Raw genomic sequence first — 19,841 nt, forward strand, 5'->3', positions numbered from 1 at the left:
TCCCGGTGCGGTGGCTCAGCCGACGCCGAGGAACGTGCGGTCGGTGAGGATGATCGGGCCGTCGTCGGTGATGGCGACCGTGTGCTCGGAGTGCGCCCCGCGCGAGCCGTCGGCGCTGCGCAGCGTCCACCCGTCCGGGTCGGTGACGAGCTCGTCGGTCGTGGCGAGGAACCAGGGCTCCAGGGCGAGGACGAGGCCGGCGCGCAGGGGGAACCCGCGTCCGGCGCGGCCGTCGTTCGCGACGTGCGGGTCGCCGTGCATCGTGCGCCCTACTCCGTGACCGCCGAAGTCGAGGTTGACGGTGTAGCCGGCGGCGTGGGCGATGTCGCCGATGGTGGCGGAGATGTCGCCGATGCGGTTGCCGACGACGGCCGCGGCGATGGCGGCGTCCAGCGCGCGCTCGGTCGTCTCGATGAGGGCGAGGTCCTCGTCGCGGGGCGTGCCGACGACGAACGAAACGGCAGAGTCTGCCACCCAGCCGTCGACGGAGACGGCGAAGTCGAGGGTCACGAGGTCGCCGTCGCGCAGGGTGTAGTCGTGAGGGAGACCGTGCAGCACGGCGTCGTTCACCGACGTGCAGATGACCTTGCCGAAGGGCCCCCGTCCGAACGACGGCGCGTAGTCGATGTAGCAGGACTCCGCACCGGCCCGCCGGATGAGCTCGTGTGCACGGCGGTCGATCGCGAGCAGGTTCGTGCCGACACCGGTCTCGTCGCGCAGCGTCGCCAGCGTCTCGGCGACGAAGCGTCCGGCGGCGCGCATCTCGTCGATCTCGGCAGGGGTGCGCAGTTCGATCATGGGAATCCTCTCGTCCTGTCCATTCTCCCCGATGCGATGACGTCCGGCCGCCGCGTGCTCACAGCGAACACGCCGACGAGAGCGCCGGCTGCGACGTAGCATGCTGTGCATGTGGTTGCGTGAGGCGTTCTTCCGTTGGCTCTTCCCTGCCGCCTTCGTGCTGCCCGCGTGGCTCATCCTGGGCGGCATCGTCTTCCGCGCCGGATGGGGCATGCTGTGGGTGCTGTTCATCGCGGTGCCCTCGGTGTTCCTCGGGCAGCTCCTGCTCACCGTCCTCACCCGCTCCCGCCCCTCGGTGCGCACGGATCGCGTCGTCTCCTGGTGGGACGTGCTCGGCTTCTCGCTGTGGCACCTGCTGACCATCGCCGTCGGATGCTTCATCGAAGGCGCCTTCGCGTGGCTGCTCACCGGGGCGATCGTCGTCGGCATCGCATTGATCTGGCTGCAGCTGTGGCAGCTGTGGAACGAGGCACGGGGCAGCGGCACCCGCATCCGCGAGACCATCGCCTGGACGAGCATCCGCGACGGCGGCGCGCGCGCCGATTCCGACCACGAGGTGATCGTGATCCGCGAGAGTGAGATCCGCGACTGAGCGCGTTCTCAGGGCTTTCCTGACGTCGGTCGGCCCGCGAGGGGGCCGGTTACGAGACGAGACGTCCTGCGCCGTGCTCGATGAACGGATGCTGGCAGCTGGCGGGCACTTTGTCGGGCCGATTGCCGTATGTCGGGCGGATCCTGCCCGACACGCCGGCGCACCGGCATCCGTACCCGACAAACCGACCAGCACCGATCCTCTACCTTTCGTCTCGGGGCCGTTCCAGGGCTTTCCTGGAGTCTGGTGAGAAGGTCGAGGGTCGTTTTGGTGGCGCGGGTGTTCCATGGCAGAATGGCTGTTTGTGCCGTGACCGGTTCTGCCTCAGGGGAACCCGCGGAAGCGACTGCTCCGTACGGCGCACTCCCGTTCTTATTCCTATGAAACATGCAACCGACCTGAGGCGAGTGCAGAGAGAGACGATCATGCAGATCCTCGACGCCGTCGATGCGGCTTCGCTCCGTTCCGACATCCCGGACTTCAACGCCGGCGACACGGTCAACGTCCACGTGAACATCACCGAGGGCACCCGCTCCCGCATCCAGGTCTTCAAGGGCGTCGTCATCGGCCGCTCGGGCGACGGTGTGCGCGAGACCTTCACCGTTCGCAAGATCAGCTTCCAGGTGGGCGTCGAGCGCACCTTCCCGGTGCACTCCCCGGTGATCGACCACATCGAGGTCGTCACCCGCGGTGACGTGCGTCGCGCGAAGCTCTACTACCTGCGCCAGCTCCGCGGCAAGAAGGCGAAGATCAAGGAGAAGCGCGACCGCTGAGTCGCACGCTTTCCTCGAAGCACCCCGGGACACGACGTCCCGGGGTGCTTTCTTCATGGCGGGGTGTGCGAACCTTGTATGGTCCGCCGTCGCGCGGCGTGAGTCTGTGAAGGAACCCGATGTCGTCTGAATCCGCGTCCGCGCCCACGCCAACGGCGAAGAGGGGGCGCGGGTTCCTGATCTTCCTCCGCGACGTGCTGGTGATCGTCGTGATCGCCGCTCTCGTCTCGTTCGTGGTGAAGACGTTCGTCGTTCGGTCGTTCTACATCCCGTCCGCGTCGATGGAGCGCACCCTCCTGGTGAACGACCGGATCCTCGTCGACGAGCTCACTCCGAGGTGGACCGACTACGAGCGCGGTGACGTCGTCGTGTTCAAGGATCCGGGGGGCTGGCTGGACCCCGTGCCCGCCACCCCTGCGCAGCCTCCGCTCGTCCAAGCGGTGGACTGGGTGCTGAACCTCGTCGGGATCTCCGCGAGCGACTCGCAGGATCACCTCGTCAAGCGTGTCATCGGGCTGCCCGGCGACCACGTGGTCTGCTGCAACGCGCTCGGCCAGATCACGGTCAACGGCGCCCCCATCGACGAGCTCGACTATCTGAACCTTCCGGCGGGGGACACGTCGGCGTCGAACACTCCCTTCGACGTGACCGTTCCAGACGACTCGCTGTGGCTCCTCGGCGACAACCGCGACCGCTCGCGGGACTCCCGCGCGCACCAGGAACTGCCCAGCGGCGGATTCGTGCCGCTGGAGAACGTGGTCGGAAAGGCGTTCCTGACCACGTGGCCGCTGAACCGCTTCGGCCTGATCGACGGCCACCACGACACCTTCAACGGCGTACCGGATCCGGAATGACGCTCACCGCCCCGCGATTGACGCTCGAGCGCCGGCTGCTCGCCGACTGCGAGCTCATCATCGCCCTCGACGAGGTCGGACGGGGAGCGCTGGCCGGTCCCGTGGCGGTCGGCGCCGCGGTGATGGATGCCGCGGGGGTGCGTCGGCGGGTGCCGGAGGGGCTGCGCGACTCGAAGCTCGTCACCGAGAAGAGGCGGCCGGATGTGGCCGCCCGCGCGGCGGCGTGGGTGCAGGCATCCGCCATCGGTTGGGCGAGTGCCGCCGAGGTCGACGATGGCGGCATCATGCGCGCGCTCGGGCTCGCGGCCTCGCGGGCCGTGCAGGGCGTCGTCGCGCAGGGTGTCGCCGTGGAGGGTGCTCTCGTGCTCCTCGACGGCAACCACGACTATGTCTCTCGCGTGCACCCCGAGCCGCTGCGGGTGCGAGCGCAGGTGAAGGCCGACCGCGACTGCGCGTCGGTGTCGGCGGCGTCGGTGATCGCCAAGGTCGCGCGGGACGCGCTGATGGTCGAGCTGCACGGGACCTACCCGGAATACCAGTGGGATCGCAACAAGGGCTATGCCAGCGCCGAGCACCGCGCGGCGATCCGCACGCTCGGCCTCTCTCCGCACCACCGCGCATCCTGGGCGATCGCCGACGCCCCGACGCTGTTCTGAGACGCCGCATTCGGCCCGGCCGCCGTCGCGACCATAGGATGGAGTCATCATGGATGACGAAGCCTTCGACGACTACGACCGTGAACTCGAGTTGGCGCTGTTCCGCGAGTACCGCGATGTCGTCGGCCAATTCGCCTACGTCGTGGAGACCGAGCGGCGCTTCTACCTGGCCAACGAGGTCAGCGTGGTCCGCCGCGACACCGAGCACGACTTCTACTTTGAGATCTCCATGACCGATGTGTGGGTCTGGGACATCTACCGCGCCGACCGGTTCGTGAAGGCTGTGCGTGTGCTGACGTTCAAGGACGTCAACGTCGAGGAGCTGCAGCGCCGCGAGTTCGAGCTGCCGCAGGAGTTGTCTCTCGACGGCGAGTGACTCTGCACATGCCGCCGATCCGGCGGGTTGTGCGCACTTCAGCGTCACGGCGCTGAGCGCCCGATCGGGCGCTGGACGATGTCCATGAGGCTGTCGTCATGGCAGCGAAAGACGATCTCGGCAGGGCCGGCGAGGAACGTGCCGTCCGCTATCTGACCACGTGCGGGTACGAGATCCTCGACCGCAACTGGCGCTGCGCGCAGGGCGAAATTGACATCGTGGCCAGCGATGCGGGCGTGCTGTGCGTCGTCGAAGTCAAGACGCGGCGCTCCATCGCCTTCGGGCATCCCTTCGAGGCGGTCGACGCCCGCAAGCTCCGCCGTCTGTGGCAGCTCGCCCACGCCTGGATCGACGCGCATCCCGAACGGCCGCGGGTGCCGCGGGTGCGGCTCGAGGCGATCGGCATCGTCGGCGCCGATGTCGATGCCGGCACGCTGGAGCACCTGAGGGACCTCACATGAGCACCGCGCGCACGTGGGCGGTGGCGCTGACCGGCGTCGACGGGCACCTCGTCGAGGTCGAGGCGGACCTGTCGAATCAGACCCCGGAGTTCCGGATCATCGGCCTGCCGGACAAGGCGCTCGGCGAGGCCGTGCAACGAGTTCACAACGCGTGCAAGAACGCCGGCCTCGACCTTCCGCGCCGACGGCTCACGGTGAACCTCTCGCCCGCGAGCCTGCCCAAGCAAGGCTCGGGCTTCGATCTCAGCATCGCCGTGTCGACGCTCGCGGCTGGCGGCTCGCTGCAGCGACAGTCGATCGCCCGCACGGTGCACATCGGCGAGCTCGGCCTCGACGGACGCGTGCGGCCAGTGCCCGGCGTGCTCCCCGCGGTGTTCGCGGCTGCCCGCGCCGGCTTCGAGCGCGTGGTGGTGCCGGTGGCGAACGCCGCCGAGGCGCGCCTCGTGCCCGGCATCGAGGTGCGTCCGGCGGCGAGCCTCGCCGAGGTCGCGGTCTGGCACGGCGCCGACGTCCCCGTGCCAGCGGTCGAACCCGTCCCGGTGCCAGCGGTCGAAGGCGGACGAGGGGAGATGCTCGAACTCGCCGAGGTCGTCGGGCAGGAGGATGCCGTCGACGCGCTCGTCGTCGCTGCGGCCGGCGGTCATCACATACTCCTTGCCGGGCCGCCTGGTGCAGGCAAGACGATGCTGGCGCGGCGGCTTCCAGGGATCCTCCCGCAGCTGAGCGAGGAGGAGGCGCTCGAGGTCGCATCGATCCGATCGCTCACAGGGCAGCCGATCACGGGGCTCGACCTCGTCGCACCACTGGAGGCCCCGCACCACAGCGCGTCCGTCGCCGCGCTCGTCGGCGGCGGCTCGCGGGTCGTCAGACCCGGTGCGATCGTGCGGGCGCACCGAGGCGTCCTCTTCCTCGACGAGGCGGCGGAGTTCAGCAGGGTCGCGCTCGACGCCCTGCGCCAGCCGCTGGAGTCCGGCGCCATCGAGGTGCACAGGGCGGGCTTCCACGCGCGCTTTCCGGCCCGCTTCCAGCTCGTGCTGGCGATGAACCCGTGCCCGTGCGGAAACTACGGCGTGCGCGGCGCGGAGTGCGTGTGCCCGTCGCTGGCGATCCGCAGGTACGCCGGTCGGCTCTCCGGGCCGCTGCGCGACCGCATCGACATCGAACTGCAGGTCGCGCGCGTCGCGGCCGCGCGTGCCACGGCCGCCGAACGCGCCGGACTCACCACCGCGCAGGCCCGCGAGCGGGTGATCGCCGCGCGGGAGCGCGCAGCGTTCCGGCTGGCGGCGACGCCATGGCGGCTGAACGCCGAGGTCCCAGGGACCTGGCTGCGCCACGGCGAGCAGCGCATCGACGCCGCGGCGCGAGGCCCGCTCGATCGCGCGCTTGAACGCGGAGTGCTCACGCTGCGCGGCTACGACCGCGTCCTGCGGCTGGCCTGGACGATGGCGGATCTCGCAGGGATCGACCGCCCGGGGCGCGACGAGATCGGCAGGGCGCTGTATCTGAAGAGGGGGAGCGGATCATGATCGGACGGCTGCTGGAGGACGCGGCGCTGATGAGCGCGGCGGAGAAGGCGCACGCAGCGCGGGACCCCGCCGAGGTGATCGCGCGCGTGGCATGGAACGTGATCGCCGAGCCCGGCGACGGGGTGGCCGGCGCCCTCATCGGCGAACTGGGGGCCATCGAGGCGCTGCGCGTCGCGGTCGACCCTGGTGCGGCTCTGATCCCACCAGGGGCCGGAGGGCGTGCGCTGGAGGAGGGCTTCAGGCGCTGGCGGCCTCGGATGTCGAAAGACGCCGTCGACGACGCGTTGCGGGGTGCGGCGTCGGCGCGCGCACGGCTGGTGCTGCCCGGCGACGAGGAGTGGCCCGACGCCGCCGACGACCTCGGCGTGCACGCGCCGAGCATGCTGTGGGTGCGCGGCGACGCCGAGCTGCTCCGTGCGGACAGCCGGGTGGCGATCGTCGGCGCCAGGGCGTCGTCCGGGTACGGCGACATGATCGCGGCCGAGTTCGCCGGTGATCTCGCCGCGTCCGGCACGGTGATCGTCTCCGGAGGCGCGTACGGCATCGACGGCGCGGCGCATCGGGCCGCGCTCGGCGTCGAGGGGCCGACGGTGGCCCTGCTCGCCGGGGGAGTGGACCGCCCCTATCCGCAGGGACACCGGGACCTGCTGCATCGGATCGCCGAACGCGGGGCGGTGGTGAGCGAGGTGCCGTGCGGCACGGCTCCCACCAAATGGCGTTTCCTCTCTCGCAACCGCATGATCGCCGCCCTCGGTCGCGCCACCGTCGTCGTCGAAGCCGGCTGGCGCAGCGGCTCGATCAACACGGCGGGGCACGCCGCCGCGCTCGGTCGTCCGCTGGGTGCGGTGCCTGGGATGGTGACGTCGGCGTCGTCGGCCGGGTGCCACCGGCTGCTGCGCGAGTACGACGCGCGCTGCGTGACGACCACGGCGGAAGTGCGGGAGCTGTGGCAGAGCGAGCTCCCACCGCCGGCGTCATCGGCAGGAGGAGGCAACCCCGATCAGACACGGCTGCTCGACGCACTGAGCACGCGCACGGCGGTCCCTGTGCTCGAGCTCGCACGCAGAAGCGGACTGGCACCAGACCGCATCGTCGCGATGCTGGGGCTGCTCGAGCTCGAGGGCATCGTGCAGCGCGCCGGCTCCGGATGGCGGCGCACGAGCGGAGGGGCTTAGCGTGCGGATGCCGGGTGGCGGTGTGCGTGCGGATGCCGGGCCGGCCCGCCCGAACACCGGCGTGCCGGGAGGCCCTTCGCGATGGGCGCCGCGATGCTGGAGGCGTGGAGTTCCCTGCTGCCGCCGACGCCTTCGCCGCGCATCTCACGCATGTGCGCAGGCTCTCGCCGGCGACCGTGCGGGCGTACCGCACGGACCTGCGCGACCTCGGCGCCGTTGTGGGCGAGCGGGAGCTCGGCGGCGTCGATCTCGAGACGCTCCGCGACTGGCTGTGGCGGGCCACGCAGCGCGGCGACGCCCGCTCTACCCTGGCCAGGCGCGCTGCGGCGGCGAGATCGTTCTTCGGCTGGGCGCTCGATGAGGGGCTCATCGCCCACGATCCGAGCCTGCGCCTGATCACGCCCAAGCGCGGCCGGCCGCTGCCCGCCGTCGCGTCCGAAGATGCGATGACGGCGCTGCTGGACCGCATGCGGCTGGCCGCGATGGAGGGCGATGCCGCTGCGCTGCGCGACCACGCGATGCTCGAGCTGCTCTACGCGTCCGGCATCCGCGTGTCGGAGCTGTGCGGCCTCGACATCGACGACGTCGACCTGGAGCGGAGGACGGCGCGAGTGCTCGGCAAGGGGTCGAAGGAGCGCGTCGTCCCGTTCGGAGCCCCCGCCGCAGCGGCTGTCGGTGCCTATCTGACACGCGGCCGTCCGGCGACAGCGGCTTGTGCCCAGGCGGAGAGCCCCGCGCTGTTCCTGGGCAGCCGAGGAGCGCGCATCGGACCGCGCACCGTGTACGCGGTCGTGGCCGCAGCGCTCTCGCCGGTCGTCGGCGCCGACACGATCGGCCCCCACGCCCTGCGGCACACCGCGGCGACGCACCTGCTCGACGGCGGGGCCGATCTCCGCGCCGTCCAGGAGATCCTCGGGCACGCGAGCCTTGGCACGACGCAGATCTACACCCACGTCTCCAGCGAGAGGCTGACGGCCGCCTACCGCCTCGCACATCCGCGCGCCTGAGCGCCGGCATCCTGCGCCTGTCATGGAGGGTCGCAGCAGGGCAGCAGCACCGCCCGCTGGACCTCTCCGAACAGCAGCATCGGATTGATGTACGCGCCGTGCAGTCGCACGCCGATGTGGAGGGCCCCTGGCGGCGTGTGCCCGCCGCGATCGACCGTGCCGACAATGTCGCCCGCCTCCACGCCGTCGCCGACCGCGAGCTCGGAGAGCACCGGTTCAAACGTCGTCACAAAGCCGCCTTCGTGCGCGATCGTGATCAGCGGGCGATCGACGACGGTGCCGCGGAACGCGACGATGCCGGAGGCCGGTGCGCGCACCGTCGTGCCGATGGGCGCGGCGATGTCGACGCCGCGATGCCCTGCCCCGTACTCGTGCGCGGGTGCCCGGTACGCGGCGACGATCTCGCGTCGTCCGTCGACCGGCCAGAGCCAGTCGCCTGCGTCGGCGGCACCGGGCGCCGCGGGTGCCGACGCTGCGGGAGGCGCGGAACCGGACCACAGGAGCACGGCGAACAGCAGCAGCGAGAACTTCAGGAACGGGTGCATGCGATCACCTTCGCGCAGGAGCGCCCTGGAGCGAGGAGCGCGGATGCCGTCAGGAACGGCGTAGGGGAGAAGTCGTCAGTGAACCCGTGCTGTGCAGGGCGAGTTCCGGCGGCGTCCATCCTGTATGCTGGTGGGGCACCTCGGAATCGGGGTGACTACGCGTGCCCAGAGCGGCATCCGCCGACAGGCGGACGACGCGGCATCCACACCCACAGGTCCTTCTTCCGAGAGGGCGGGCGTGCGCCGGGCACCAGGAAGTCCGATCGACCGATCGGCGACAACCTCAACGGCGCCCCGCGCCAGAACCAGGAGACGACCATGGCTGTGGTCACCATCCGCCAGCTGCTCGACAGCGGCGTGCACTTCGGACACCAGACCCGTCGGTGGAACCCGAAGGTGAAGCGCTTCATCCTCACCGAGCGCAGCGGTATCCACATCATCGACCTGCAGCAGTCGCTGGGGTACATCGACAAGGCCTACGACTTCGTCAAGGAGACCGTCGCGCACGGCGGCACCATCCTCTTCGTCGGCACCAAGAAGCAGGCGCAGGAGATCCTCGCGGAGCAGGCCACGCGCGTCGGCCAGCCCTTCGTGAACCAGCGCTGGCTCGGCGGCCTCCTCACCAACTTCTCCACCATCGCGAAGCGTCTCGCCCGCATGAAGGAGCTCGAGGAGCTCGACTACGACAACCCCGCCGCTTCCGGCTTCACCAAGAAGGAGCTCCTGCTCAAGAAGCGCGAGCTCGACAAGCTGCACAAGTCGCTCGGCGGCATCCGCAACCTCACCAAGACGCCGTCGGCGCTGTGGGTCGTCGACGCCAAGCGCGAGCACCTCGCCATCGATGAGGCCAAGAAGCTCGGCATCCCGGTGATCGGCATCCTCGACACCAACGCCGACCCCGACGACTTCCAGTACCCGATCCCCGGCAACGACGACGCGATCCGCTCCGTCGCCCTGCTCACCCGCATCATCGCGGATGCCGCCGCCGAGGGCCTGCAGCAGAAGCACAACCCCGAGGTCGGCGACGCCGAACCGCTCGCCGAGTGGGAGCAGGAGCTCCTCGAGGGCACCGCCGTCGACGCTGCCGCTGTCGAGGCTCCGGCCGAAGAGGCTCCCGCCGCAGAGGCAGAGGCCGCAGAGGCCCCCGCCGACGCCGACGCCAAGTAATCCCCGCGTAGTCACGCACACACACCTACGAAGCAAGGAGCCACCACACATGGCCAACTTCACCATCGCCGACCTCAAGGCGCTGCGTGAGCAGCTCGGAACGGGAATGGTCGACACCAAGAAGGCGCTCGAGGAGGCCGACGGAGACGTCGAGAAGGCCACCGAGATCCTGCGCCTGAAGGGCGCCAAGGGCAACGCCAAGCGCGCTGACCGCTCGACCAGCGAGGGCCTCGTCGTCGCTCGCGAGCAGGAGGGCGCAGTGACGCTCCTCGAGCTCGCCTGCGAGACCGACTTCGTTGCGAAGAACGAGCGCTTCATCGCGCTCGCCGACAAGGTCGCCGACGCCGTCTCCGCTGTCAAGGCCGACTCGGTCGAGGCCGCCCTCGCCGCCGAGGCCGGCGACAAGACCGTCGAGACCGTGATCTCCGAAGAGGCTGCGATCATCGGCGAGAAGGTCGAGCTGCGCCGCGTGCGCACCATCACCGGTGACAAGGTCGAGGTCTACCTCCACCGCACGAGCAAGGACCTGCCGCCGCAGATCGGCGTGGTCGTCGCCTACACGGGTGACGACGCCGAGACCGCTCGCAGCATCGCGCAGCACATCTCGTTCGCGAACCCGTCCTACCTCTCCCGTGAGGACGTCCCCGCGGACGCCGTGGAGAAGGAGCGCGAGATCGTCACCGAGATCTCCCGCAACGAGGGCAAGCCCGAGGCCGCCCTGCCGAAGATCGTCGAGGGCCGGGTCTCCGCGTTCATCAAGCAGGTGGCCCTGCTCGAGCAGGACTACGCGAAGGACAACAAGCTGTCGGTCGCCCAGGTGGCGAAGGACGCCGGTATCACCGTGACGGACTTCGCGCGCTTCAAGGTCGGCGCGTAACACCGTCGAAGGGGTTCGGATCACGATGATCCGGACCCCTTCTTCATGCCCACGAGGCACTATCTTGAATCGGGACGAGAGGACTACATTCATGACCGCACGCTCCGGACGCCGCCGCGTCCTCCTGAAGCTCTCCGGCGAGGCGTTCGGCGCCGGCCAACTCGGCGTGAACCCTGACGTCGTCAGCCAGATCGCGCGCGACATCGCCGCAGCGGTCGACCGCATCGAGATCGCCGTCGTCGTCGGAGGAGGCAATTTCTTCCGCGGGGCGGAGCTCAGCCAGCGGGGCATGGACCGGGGGCGCGCCGACTACATGGGCATGCTCGGCACGGTCATGAACGCCCTCGCTCTGCAGGACTTCCTCGAGCAGGCAGGAGCTCCCACCCGCGTGCAGTCCGCCATCTCGATGACCCAGGTCGCTGAGCCGTACATCCCGCTGCGCGCCGAGCGCCACATGGAGAAGGGCCGCGTCGTGATCTTCGGCGCCGGCGCCGGCCTGCCGTACTTCTCCACCGACACCGTCGCCGCGCAGCGCGCCCTCGAGATCGGTGCCCAGGAGGTGCTGGTCGCCAAGAACGGCGTCGACGCGATCTACACCGCTGACCCCAACAAGCACGCCGACGCCGAGCGGATCGACCGCGTCACGTACCGCGACGCGCTGCAGCGCGGCCTCAAGGTCGTCGACTCCACCGCGTTCAGCCTGTGCATGGACAACAACATGGACATGCGGGTGTTCGGCATGGAGCCGGTCGGCAACGTCACCCGTGCGCTGCTCGGCGAGCCCATCGGCACCCTGGTCACCGCCTGAGCGCCGCACCGGTCGCCGGGTGCGCGCCCGATAGAATTCTCAGAACGCCACGACGATAGGAGTCACCGTGATCGCGGATGTCCTCGCTGAAACCACCTCACGCATGACGCGGGCGCTCGAAGCCGCCAAGGAGGACTTCGCCACGGTCCGCACGGGCCGGGCGAACCCCCAGATGTTCCAGAAGGTGCTCGTGGACTACTACGGCACACCGACTCCGCTGGGTCAGCTCGCCTCCCTGGCGAACCCCGAGGCGCGCTCGCTCCTCATCACGCCGTACGACAAGTCGGCGCTGAAGGCCATCGAGCAGGCGATCCGCGACATGCCCAACCTCGGCGCGAACCCCACGAACGACGGCAACGTCGTGCGCGTGACGATGCCCGAGCTCACGGCTGAGCGCCGCAAGGAGTACGTCAAGCTCGTGAAGTCGAAGGGCGAGGACGCGAAGGTGCACATCCGCGGCATCCGCCGCAAGGGCAAGGACGAGCTCGACGCGCTCAAGAGCGAGGTCGGCGAGGACGAGATCGCCCGCGGTGAGAAGGAGCTCGACGCCATCACGCGCCAGCACGTCGACCTGGTCGACGACGCTCTCAAGCGCAAAGAGGCAGAGCTCCTCGAGGTCTGATCGGGAATGTCCGACGACGATTCGCGCGGCGCCGGCGACGGCGCGCCGCTGCAGCGCCGTAGAGCGTCCGGTTCAGCCCCGCTCTCCGGCGGCGTGCCTCTTGGCGACGAGGCGTTCCCCGCCTTCGACGCCGAGGCCATCCCACCGCGCCCGCCGCTCCCGGTCGGCGATGCCACCGAGCACGATACCGGCGATCACTACGCGATCCGCGAGCAGTGGCGCGCAGCGCGCGGCGAGTTCGAGAGTCACGTCACGCATGCCCGCGACCAGCTCGACCAGGCCAATGAGCGCATCAAGCAGCGCACGGGCAGGGACCTGATCGGCGCGATACTCATCGGCCTCGCCATCGGCGCGGCCCTGCTGGCCTCGCTGGTGTTCGAGAAGGTCTTCTTCGTGCCGTTCGCACTGGCGGCGGCGCTGCTGGGAACGTACGAGCTCGCTCTCGCTCTGCGCGGCGCCGGACGCCGTGTCGACGTCGTACCGCAGCTCGTGGCCGCCGCCCTCATCGTCGTCCCGGCGTATTTCGTGCAGATCTGGCTGGTCTGGGCGCTGTTGTTCCTCGCCGTCGCCCTGGTCATCGTGTGGCGGCTCGTCGCGCAGATGGTGGCGAAGGACGGACGCACCTACGGCGACGTGCTCAGCGACGCCGTCATCGCCGGCTTCGTGCAGGTGTACGTCCCGTTCCTCGCCGCCATGGCGCTGATCCTGCTGCGGCAGCAGGGCGGCCAGTGGTGGGTGCTGAGCTTCATCGTCATCGCCGTCGCCGCCGACACCGGCGCCTATGCGAGCGGACTCGCCTTCGGCAAGCATCCGATGGCGCCCAGGATCAGCCCGAAGAAGACGTGGGAGGGGTTCGCGGGTGCGGTCGTCGCCTCCATCGCCGCCGGCGTCCTGCTCGCCCTCTTCCTGCTCGAGCTGCCGTGGTGGGCCGGTGTGATCTTCGGCACGGCGATCCTGCTCTCCGCGACCCTCGGAGACCTCGGCGAATCGATGCTCAAGCGCGACATAGGCATCAAGGACATGAGCTCCTGGCTGCCCGGTCACGGCGGCGTCCTCGATCGACTCGACAGCATCCTGCTGTCGACGATCCCGACACTGTGCCTGTATTTCCTCCTCTCTCCCTGGGTGGTGCTGTGATGACCTCTTCCGACACGACGACTCGCGCCGAGGAGCCGATGTTCTCCCTGACCCATGGGCGCGAGCGCGGGTATCACCGCGCCGCCGTCGACACGTTCCTCGCCGCTGCTCGCCAGGCGTTCGAGGGGGCGGGAGACGACCTCACGGCCGCCGATGTGCGCGTGGCGTCGTTCCCGCTCGTCAAGGGCGGCTACGCAGTGGCCGAAGTCGACGCGGCGCTCGCCCGGGTGGAGGACGCCCTCGCCGCCCGCGAACGCGAGCGCGTCGTGCGCCGCCAGGGCGCGGGCGCGTGGGTGGAGCAGGCGCGTGCAGACGCGCAGGAGATCCTCGACCACCTCGCGCGCCCAGCGAAGCACCGCTTCGCACGGACAGGGATGCTCGCATTCGGATACCGGATCGACGAGGTCGACCACGTGTCGAGCCGGATCGTGCGGTATCTGCGCGACGGCGAGCCGCTCACGGCGGAGCAGCTGCGCTCGGCCGCGTTCCGCATGCAACGCGGGGGCTATCGCGAGGAGCAGGTCGATGCCCTGCTCGACGCGGCGGTCGACGTCATCCTGGCCGTTCGCTGAGAGTTCACACGAGGGATTCAGGCTCTCGCGGTAGACTCCCAGGCATCGTGAACTCCCGAAACGACATGACTTCCTCCCGAAAAGACCTGGCGACTCGGCCGAGCGTCGGCGCCCTGTCGTCGCGCAGCGGCACGGTCCGTCGGCGTGCGTCGGGCGTGCTGGCAGGTTTCGCCGTCGTCGGGTTCGCCGCTGCGATGGTGGCGCCGACGGCTGTCGCCCTCGCCGATCCGTCGGCGGAGGCTGCCGAGGAGTCGATGTACTCATTGGCCCTCGCCGACACGCAGGATCTCACCGTGACCGTCGAGGGGGCGGCGATCGCTCCGGCCCCGCGCGGCACCTTCAGCGTCTACGTCACGCCGAAGCCGACGCCGACCACCGCGTCCACCGGTGGCGGGGGCGGCGGGTCCTTGGCGCCCTACACGGGCGGGGGAGCACCCGCCGAGTGGATGGCCGCCGCTGGAATCGCCGAATCCGACTGGCCGTACGTCAACTACATCGTCTCCAAGGAGAGCGGCTGGAACCCGAACGCGACCAACCGCTCATCGGGCGCCTGCGGACTCGTCCAGGCGCTCCCGTGCAGCAAGGTGCCGGGCAACGGCTACAACCCCGTGGACAACCTGCGGTGGGGCAATGGCTACGCCGTCGGGCGGTACGGCAGCTGGGAAGGCGCCTACAACTTCTGGACCCGGAACCACTGGTGGTGACGGCACGTCGTGCCCCGCTCGCGCAAGCGCCGTCCGTCGCGCCCTGATTCCGAAGACTCGCTCGAGCGCCTGCTCGCGTCGTGGAAGCGCACCGAGGTGCGCCGGGGGATCGAGTGGACGGTGCAGCCGATTTCGGCGCCGCAGGCGCAGAAGGACTACGTGTGCCCCGGATGCGGATGCTCGATCGACCAGGGCGCCGCTCACCTCGTCGCTTGGCGCGCCGACGGCGTGCTCGGAGACGCGGCGGACCTCGCCGCGCGCAGACACTGGCACACCCATTGCTGGAGGATTGCATGACCATGGAGATCCGCGGCCCGCTCGAGCTGCCCGCGCGCCGGGAGGACATCGAGCTGCGCACGGCCGACGGGCTCACCCTCGTCGGAGAGCTCGCCCTGCCGGAGTCGACGTCGCCCGTCGCGACTCTCGTGACGCTGCATCCGCTGCCGACCGCCGGCGGCTTCATGGACTCGCACATCCTGCGCAAGGCGGCGGCGCGGTTGCCCGCGCTGGCTGAGCTGGCGGTGCTGCGCTTCAACACGCGCGGGACGACCTCGCCGCGTGGCACCAGCGAAGGCTCCTTCGACGGGGGAGCGGCGGAGCGGCTCGACGTCGCCGCCGCGATGCAGATCGTGCAGGAGCGCGCTCTTCCCCGCCCCTGGCTCGTCGGCTGGTCGTTCGGTACGGAGCTCGCGCTGAAGTACGGCCGCGAGCACGACATCGATGGCATCATCCTGCTCTCGCCGCCGCTGCACCGCGCGACCGATGCGGAGGTCGCGGCGTGGGCGCACAGCGACCGTGAAGTTGTCGTCCTCGTGCCGGAGCTCGACGACTTCCTGCGCCCTGCAGAAGCCGCCGAGCGCTTCGCCTCGATCCCGCACGCGCGGCTGATCGCGGTCGAGGGCGGCAAGCACCTCTGGGTCGGCGAGAGCCAGACGCGGCGGGTGCTCACCGAGATCGTCGCTGCGGTCAACCCCGGAGCCCTGCCGCTGCCGACCCATTGGCCCGTCGACTGACCGAACCCGCCGGGCGCCGCGCGCTCAGAGCTCGTTCATCCGCGGGATCAGCACCTGCCGGTAGATGATGAGGATGCTGGCGGCCACCGGAATGGCGATGAGCGCGCCGAGCAGGCCCAGCAGGCTTCCACCGGCGAGGGCGGCGACGACGACGACCGCCCCCGGTACGGAGACCGCGCGGCTCATGATGCGCGGCGAGATCACGTATGCCTCGATCTGCATGTAGATGAGGTAGTAGATGGCGGCGGCGATCGCCGTGGCCGGCGACCCGAGGCCCGGGATCAGGCAGGTGAGCACGATGATCGTCGAACCGGTGAGAGTGCCCACCAGCGGGATCAGGGAGAAGAAGAAGGCCACGACGGCGAGCACGGCGGGGAACGGCGCCCGGATGATCGACAGGTAGATCATGCTGAGGACGCCGTTGATCACGCCCTGCGAGACCTGGCCGATGACGTAGTGGCCGACCGAGTCGGTGATCTGCTCGGAGAGATCGATGAATCGATCGCGCTTGGACGCCGGGACCAGCTGGTACACGGCGCGCTTCAGAGACGGTGTGGACGCCGTCAGGTAGATCGTGAGGATGAGGACGATGAAGGTGCTGAAGAGTCCGTTCAGCACGGCGCCGCTCGCGGTGAGCACGCCCTGGCCGACCGTGCTGCTGACGTCAGTGAGGTTCTTCTCGAGCCAGTCGTTGACGTACTCGAACACCCGGTCGACGTCGAGGTTGGGAAAGGTCGATGTCAGCCACGCACGGACGTCGTCGAGGGGGTTCTCGCGCTGAACGAGTCGGGAGATCTGGGCCGCCAGCTGGGAGATCTGGTTGATCAGGACCGGGAGCACGATCAGCACGATTCCGGCGAGCACGCTCAGCACGGCGAGGATCGTGATGAGCACGGCGGACCAGCGGGGGAGCCTGCGGCGCTCGAGGAAGGACACCAGCGGATCGAGGCCGAGGCTGAGGAACAACGCGGTGCCGATGTACAGGAGGATCGTCGACAGCGTGTGCACGCTGTTGATGAGCAGGATGCCGAGACCCACGCCGAGCGTCGCCACCAGTGCGGTGCGGAAAGGACTGTGGATCTTCATCGGATGCTCCAGGTCGTGCGGATGCTGACAGGCTATCCGGCGCGGACGACACCGTGCCCGCGACGTGCCGGGAGACGCCTGCGGCACCTGCTCGTGGGCAACACTCAGGTGCTTTCGCTAGTCTGATACGTCGAGTGTTTGCGGCCCGGGCATCTTCTCGGGGCGCGTGAGGAGACTTTTCGTGCGTTTCGTCTGGGCCGTCGTGGCCTTCGTGCTGGCCACGGTCCTGATCGGCGCGGGCATCGCGCAGAGGACCATCTTCCAGGGCCCGTCATCCGAGAAGGTGACGGTCGATGTCGAAGAGCCCGCGCCGTTCGTCATGCTCGACGGCGCCGTGCTCCGCGCGCACCCGGGGTCGCAGACCCTGCTCGTGCGCGGCGACGGCGACATCTTCGCCGCGTACGGACGCACGGCCGACATGCAGGCGTGGCTCGCCGATGTCGACTACAACCACGTCACCCTCAACGATGACGGCACGCTGGACGTGCAGCTGATCCCGGCGTCCGTCGACCGCACGACGACTCCCATCGAGGCGACCCCGGCTCCGACCGAGGAGGCGACCCCGGCTCCCGTCGAGGAGACGACGGGGGAGGACGTTGTCGCCCCGGCCACGGGGCACGACCCGGCCGGCTCCGACCTCTGGCTCGATCAGTTCGGCGAGACCGACACGCTGATCGCAGACAACATGCAGCTCCCCGACGGGGTGAGCATGCTCATCGCCTACGACGGCACCGCCGATGCTCCCAGCGACATCAGCGTCTCCTGGCCGCTGGACACCTCGGCGCCTCTCACCGGCCCGCTCGTGACCTCCGGCGTGATCGTGCTGATCGTCGGCCTCGTGCTCTACGTTCTCGGCATCCGTCATCAGCGTCGTGGTCGCGGGCCGCTGCGCAAGGGCCCCGGCCCCCTTCCGATCACGGAGCCGCTCGATCTCGCCGAGCTCCCCGCCGCCGAGCGCGCGGCCATCACACGCCCCGCGGCATCCGATGCCCCAGCATCCGCTGACGCGCCCGACGCGGCCGAGCCCGTCGCCGATGACGCTCAGGGGGAGAAGCCGGCGCAGGAGCCCAGGACCGAGATGCGCGCGGCGCGGCCTGTCCGGCGCCGCTGGGCGCTGGTCGTTCCGGCGCTCGCGCTGACCGGCGTCCTCGCCACGGGGTGCACGGCGGACTCCTGGCCGCAGTTCGGCGCTGCCTCGCCGACGCCGTCGCCGACCCCCAGCATCATCGTGCCCGAGAACCAGAAGCCGCCGGCGGTCACCGAGGCCCAGGCGAAGCGGATCATCGGACAGGCATCCGCCACGCTCGCCGAGGCCGACGCCGCCATGGACATCGAGCTCGCGAAGACGCGTCTGGACGGGCCAGTGCTCGCGGCGCGCACCGCCGCCTATGCCGTGCGCGCGAAGGTGCCGGAGACCCCTGTCCCCGCGGCCATCCCCACCGACGACGTCGAGGTCGTGCTGCCGGAGGCGACCGACCGCTGGCCGCGCACCGTGCTGCTGCTCACTCGCAGCGAAGCGGACGAGACTGTTCCCCCCGTGATCCTCACGATGACCCAGGCCGACCCCTGGTCGAACTACAAGATCACCAACATCGCCGAGATGCTCGCCGATACCCAGCTGCCCGAGGTGGTCGCGCCGTGGCTCGGCACCTCCCTGGTGCCTGCCGAATCGGCGTTCCTCAGCGTCGCCCCCGGCAAGCTCGCCGAGGCGTTCTCCGACGTCATCGACGCGAACGAGCAGAGCCCGACGTACGGTTCGTTCGACGACGTGGCGCTCGCCTACGCGACCTCGATCCGCGACAGTCGTCAGGCGATCGTGCAGAACCTCGCCGACAACGACGCGGCGGAGACCTCGAAGGTCGACTTCGACATCGCGCCCGCCGATGTCGCGCCGGTGTCGATGACGACCCTCGACAGCGGGGCGATCGTCGCCGTCACGCTCATCGAATCGCAGAGCGTGACCCCGACGACGACCGAAGCCGTCATCCGCTTCGGCGACAACCCAGAGGCCAAAGCGCTGACGGGGGTCAGCGAGTCGGCTAAGGGCGTGACCACGACCTACGAGTTCCAGCTGTTCTTCGCCGTGCCTGCGCAAGGATCGACCGAGCAGATCCACCTGCTCGGTGCGCGTCAGAGCATTCTCTCCGTCGAGGTGATCAAGTGAACCAGATGTCCCCCGCAGCCCTTCGCGGCGCCGTTGACCTGTCGTCGCTGCGCAACCGTCCCGCCCCTGCGGCCGGCGCTGCCGCCGGCGCTGCGGCACCGGCAGGAGCCGTTGACGTCGTCGTCGACGCGACGGATGCGACCTTCGGCGAGATCCTCGAGCTCTCGCGCACCGTTCCCGTCGTCATCGACCTCTGGGCCGAGTGGTGCGGGCCGTGCAAGCAGCTCAGCCCGATCATCGAGAAGGTCACGCGCGAGCTCGACGGCCGCGTCGTGCTCGCCAAGGTCGACGTCGACGCGAACCCCCAGATCGCGCAGGGGTTCCGCGCGCAGTCGATCCCCATGGTCGTGGCGCTCATCGCCGGGCAGCCCGTGCCGCTGTTCACCGGAGCGGTGCCGGAGGAGCAGGTGCGCGACGTGTTCGCCAAGCTGCTGCAACTGGCCGCGGAGAACGGCGTGAGCGGCACGCTCGCCGTCGACGGCGCCGCCGCGCCGGGAGCGGCGGAGCCGGAGCTGCCGCCGCTGCACGCCGAGGCGTACGCGGCCATCGAGAAGGGCGATTACGCGGGGGCGATCGTCGCCTACGAGAAGGCCCTCGCCGAGAATCCGCGCGACGAGGAGGCCGCTGCCGGCCTCGGACAGGTGCGCCTGCTCGACCGGGTGCAGTCCCTGGACATCCAGGCGGCGCGTGCGGCGGCAGCAGCGGCGCCGCTCGACGTGCAGGCGCAGTTCGACGTCGCCGACCTCGATCTCGCCGGCGGGCACGTCGACGACGCGTTCGACCGGCTGCTCGACCTCTTCGCCGCGCTGCCGGCCGACGAGCGCACGCCCGTCCGCGAGCGGCTCGTCGAGCTGTTCGGCCTCATCGGCGCCGCCGACCCGCGGGTGTCGGCGGCGCGCAACAGGCTGACGTCGCTGCTGTTCTGACG

22 protein-coding genes and 2 pseudogenes are annotated in these 19,841 nt (G+C 70.0%); 21 read left to right on the forward strand and 3 right to left on the reverse strand.

The genetic code is table 11. From position 1 onward, the window contains the following. Positions 1 to 15 precede the first annotated feature (15 nt). Positions 16 to 798: a type I methionyl aminopeptidase gene (map, locus tag QM568_RS03375; RefSeq protein ID WP_415135816.1), complete on the reverse strand. Its 783-nt coding sequence runs from the start codon at positions 796 to 798 to the stop codon at positions 16 to 18. 109 nt (positions 799 to 907) lie between these two features. Between map and QM568_RS03380 the strand changes: the two genes are divergently transcribed. The 10 genes and pseudogenes from QM568_RS03380 (at position 908) to QM568_RS03425 (ending at position 8,218) form a co-directional block, all read left to right on the forward strand. Beyond that, on the forward strand, positions 908 to 1,390 hold the full coding sequence (locus QM568_RS03380) for an MFS transporter permease (RefSeq protein ID WP_415135818.1): 483 nt from the start codon (positions 908 to 910) through the stop codon (positions 1,388 to 1,390). 425 nt (positions 1,391 to 1,815) lie between these two features. Continuing rightward, positions 1,816 to 2,163: a 50S ribosomal protein L19 gene (rplS, locus tag QM568_RS03385; protein ID WP_415135820.1), complete on the forward strand. Its 348-nt coding sequence runs from the start codon at positions 1,816 to 1,818 to the stop codon at positions 2,161 to 2,163. Between the two features lie 119 nt (positions 2,164 to 2,282). Further along, entirely contained in the window at positions 2,283 to 3,017 is a 735-nt protein-coding gene (gene lepB / locus QM568_RS03390; RefSeq protein WP_415135822.1) for a signal peptidase I, read from the forward strand. Next, positions 3,014 to 3,673, forward strand: coding sequence for a ribonuclease HII (locus QM568_RS03395; RefSeq protein WP_415135824.1), 660 nt, complete (start codon positions 3,014 to 3,016; stop codon positions 3,671 to 3,673). Before lepB ends, QM568_RS03395 begins: the two co-directional genes overlap by 4 nt. A 49-nt stretch (positions 3,674 to 3,722) precedes the next feature. Continuing rightward, positions 3,723 to 4,049, forward strand: a complete 327-nt coding sequence (locus tag QM568_RS03400; RefSeq protein ID WP_415135826.1) for a DUF2469 family protein — start codon at positions 3,723 to 3,725, stop codon at positions 4,047 to 4,049. A 98-nt stretch (positions 4,050 to 4,147) separates the two neighbouring features. Continuing rightward, the gene (locus QM568_RS03405) at positions 4,148 to 4,510 is read left to right on the forward strand and encodes a YraN family protein (protein WP_415135828.1); all 363 of its coding nucleotides are present in this window, start codon (positions 4,148 to 4,150) and stop codon (positions 4,508 to 4,510) included. Beyond that, positions 4,507 to 6,036, forward strand: coding sequence for a YifB family Mg chelatase-like AAA ATPase (locus QM568_RS03410; protein WP_415135830.1), 1,530 nt, complete (start codon positions 4,507 to 4,509; stop codon positions 6,034 to 6,036). The genes QM568_RS03405 and QM568_RS03410 overlap by 4 nt, the downstream gene beginning before the upstream one ends. 257 nt (positions 6,037 to 6,293) lie before the next feature. Continuing rightward, positions 6,294 to 6,947, forward strand: a pseudogene (dprA, locus tag QM568_RS03415) (DNA-processing protein DprA); the annotation flags it as partial. A 24-nt stretch (positions 6,948 to 6,971) separates the two neighbouring features. Then, a pseudogene (locus QM568_RS03420) lies at positions 6,972 to 7,184 on the forward strand (hypothetical protein); the annotation flags it as partial. Positions 7,185 to 7,315: 131 nt separating this feature from the next. After that, on the forward strand, positions 7,316 to 8,218 hold the full coding sequence (locus QM568_RS03425) for a tyrosine recombinase XerC (RefSeq protein ID WP_415135832.1): 903 nt from the start codon (positions 7,316 to 7,318) through the stop codon (positions 8,216 to 8,218). A gap of 20 nt (positions 8,219 to 8,238) precedes the next feature. Here QM568_RS03425 and QM568_RS03430 read toward each other — a convergent pair whose 3' ends face one another. Beyond that, complete coding sequence (locus QM568_RS03430) at positions 8,239 to 8,763, reverse strand: murein hydrolase activator EnvC family protein (RefSeq protein WP_415135834.1); 525 nt, start codon at positions 8,761 to 8,763, stop codon at positions 8,239 to 8,241. A gap of 318 nt (positions 8,764 to 9,081) precedes the next feature. Between QM568_RS03430 and rpsB the strand changes: the two genes are divergently transcribed. The 9 genes from rpsB (at position 9,082) to QM568_RS03475 (ending at position 15,663) form a co-directional block, all read left to right on the forward strand. Beyond that, on the forward strand, positions 9,082 to 9,930 hold the full coding sequence (gene rpsB, locus QM568_RS03435) for a 30S ribosomal protein S2 (protein ID WP_415135836.1): 849 nt from the start codon (positions 9,082 to 9,084) through the stop codon (positions 9,928 to 9,930). Positions 9,931 to 9,979: 49 nt separating this feature from the next. Further along, on the forward strand, positions 9,980 to 10,807 hold the full coding sequence (tsf, locus tag QM568_RS03440; protein WP_415135838.1) for a translation elongation factor Ts: 828 nt from the start codon (positions 9,980 to 9,982) through the stop codon (positions 10,805 to 10,807). A gap of 91 nt (positions 10,808 to 10,898) precedes the next feature. Beyond that, positions 10,899 to 11,615 carry a UMP kinase gene (pyrH, locus tag QM568_RS03445; RefSeq protein ID WP_415135840.1) on the forward strand — a complete coding sequence of 239 codons (717 nt, stop codon included), beginning with the start codon at positions 10,899 to 10,901 and terminating at the stop codon, positions 11,613 to 11,615. Between the two features lie 67 nt (positions 11,616 to 11,682). Beyond that, positions 11,683 to 12,237 carry a ribosome recycling factor gene (gene frr, locus QM568_RS03450; protein WP_415135842.1) on the forward strand — a complete coding sequence of 185 codons (555 nt, stop codon included), beginning with the start codon at positions 11,683 to 11,685 and terminating at the stop codon, positions 12,235 to 12,237. Positions 12,238 to 12,243: 6 nt separating this feature from the next. Beyond that, positions 12,244 to 13,374, forward strand: a complete 1,131-nt coding sequence (locus QM568_RS03455; RefSeq protein WP_415135844.1) for a phosphatidate cytidylyltransferase — start codon at positions 12,244 to 12,246, stop codon at positions 13,372 to 13,374. Next, on the forward strand, positions 13,374 to 13,946 hold the full coding sequence (locus tag QM568_RS03460) for a DivIVA domain-containing protein (protein WP_415135846.1): 573 nt from the start codon (positions 13,374 to 13,376) through the stop codon (positions 13,944 to 13,946). The genes QM568_RS03455 and QM568_RS03460 overlap by 1 nt, the downstream gene beginning before the upstream one ends. Before the next feature lie 65 nt (positions 13,947 to 14,011). Beyond that, on the forward strand, positions 14,012 to 14,650 hold the full coding sequence (locus tag QM568_RS03465; RefSeq protein WP_415135848.1) for a transglycosylase SLT domain-containing protein: 639 nt from the start codon (positions 14,012 to 14,014) through the stop codon (positions 14,648 to 14,650). 9 nt (positions 14,651 to 14,659) lie between these two features. Beyond that, entirely contained in the window at positions 14,660 to 14,947 is a 288-nt protein-coding gene (locus QM568_RS03470) for a hypothetical protein (protein ID WP_415135850.1), read from the forward strand. Between the two features lie 2 nt (positions 14,948 to 14,949). Beyond that, positions 14,950 to 15,663 carry an alpha/beta hydrolase gene (locus tag QM568_RS03475; protein ID WP_415135930.1) on the forward strand — a complete coding sequence of 238 codons (714 nt, stop codon included), beginning with the start codon at positions 14,950 to 14,952 and terminating at the stop codon, positions 15,661 to 15,663. A 24-nt stretch (positions 15,664 to 15,687) separates the two neighbouring features. On the opposite strand, the gene QM568_RS03480 is transcribed toward QM568_RS03475, so the two are convergent. Next, positions 15,688 to 16,749: an AI-2E family transporter gene (locus QM568_RS03480; protein WP_415135852.1), complete on the reverse strand. Its 1,062-nt coding sequence runs from the start codon at positions 16,747 to 16,749 to the stop codon at positions 15,688 to 15,690. 181 nt (positions 16,750 to 16,930) lie between these two features. Here QM568_RS03480 and QM568_RS03485 point away from each other — a divergent pair, with 181 nt between their 5' ends. Both QM568_RS03485 and QM568_RS03490 read left to right on the forward strand, forming a co-directional pair. Next, positions 16,931 to 18,913, forward strand: coding sequence for a glycosyl transferase (locus QM568_RS03485; RefSeq protein WP_415135854.1), 1,983 nt, complete (start codon positions 16,931 to 16,933; stop codon positions 18,911 to 18,913). 5 nt (positions 18,914 to 18,918) lie between these two features. Then, positions 18,919 to 19,839 carry a tetratricopeptide repeat protein gene (locus QM568_RS03490; RefSeq protein WP_415135932.1) on the forward strand — a complete coding sequence of 307 codons (921 nt, stop codon included), beginning with the start codon at positions 18,919 to 18,921 and terminating at the stop codon, positions 19,837 to 19,839. The last annotated feature ends 2 nt before the right edge of the window (positions 19,840 to 19,841 follow it).

It is taken from the genome of Microbacterium sp., assembly GCF_047607465.1.
In the GTDB taxonomy this organism is placed as follows: Bacteria; Actinomycetota; Actinomycetes; order Actinomycetales; family Microbacteriaceae; genus Microbacterium.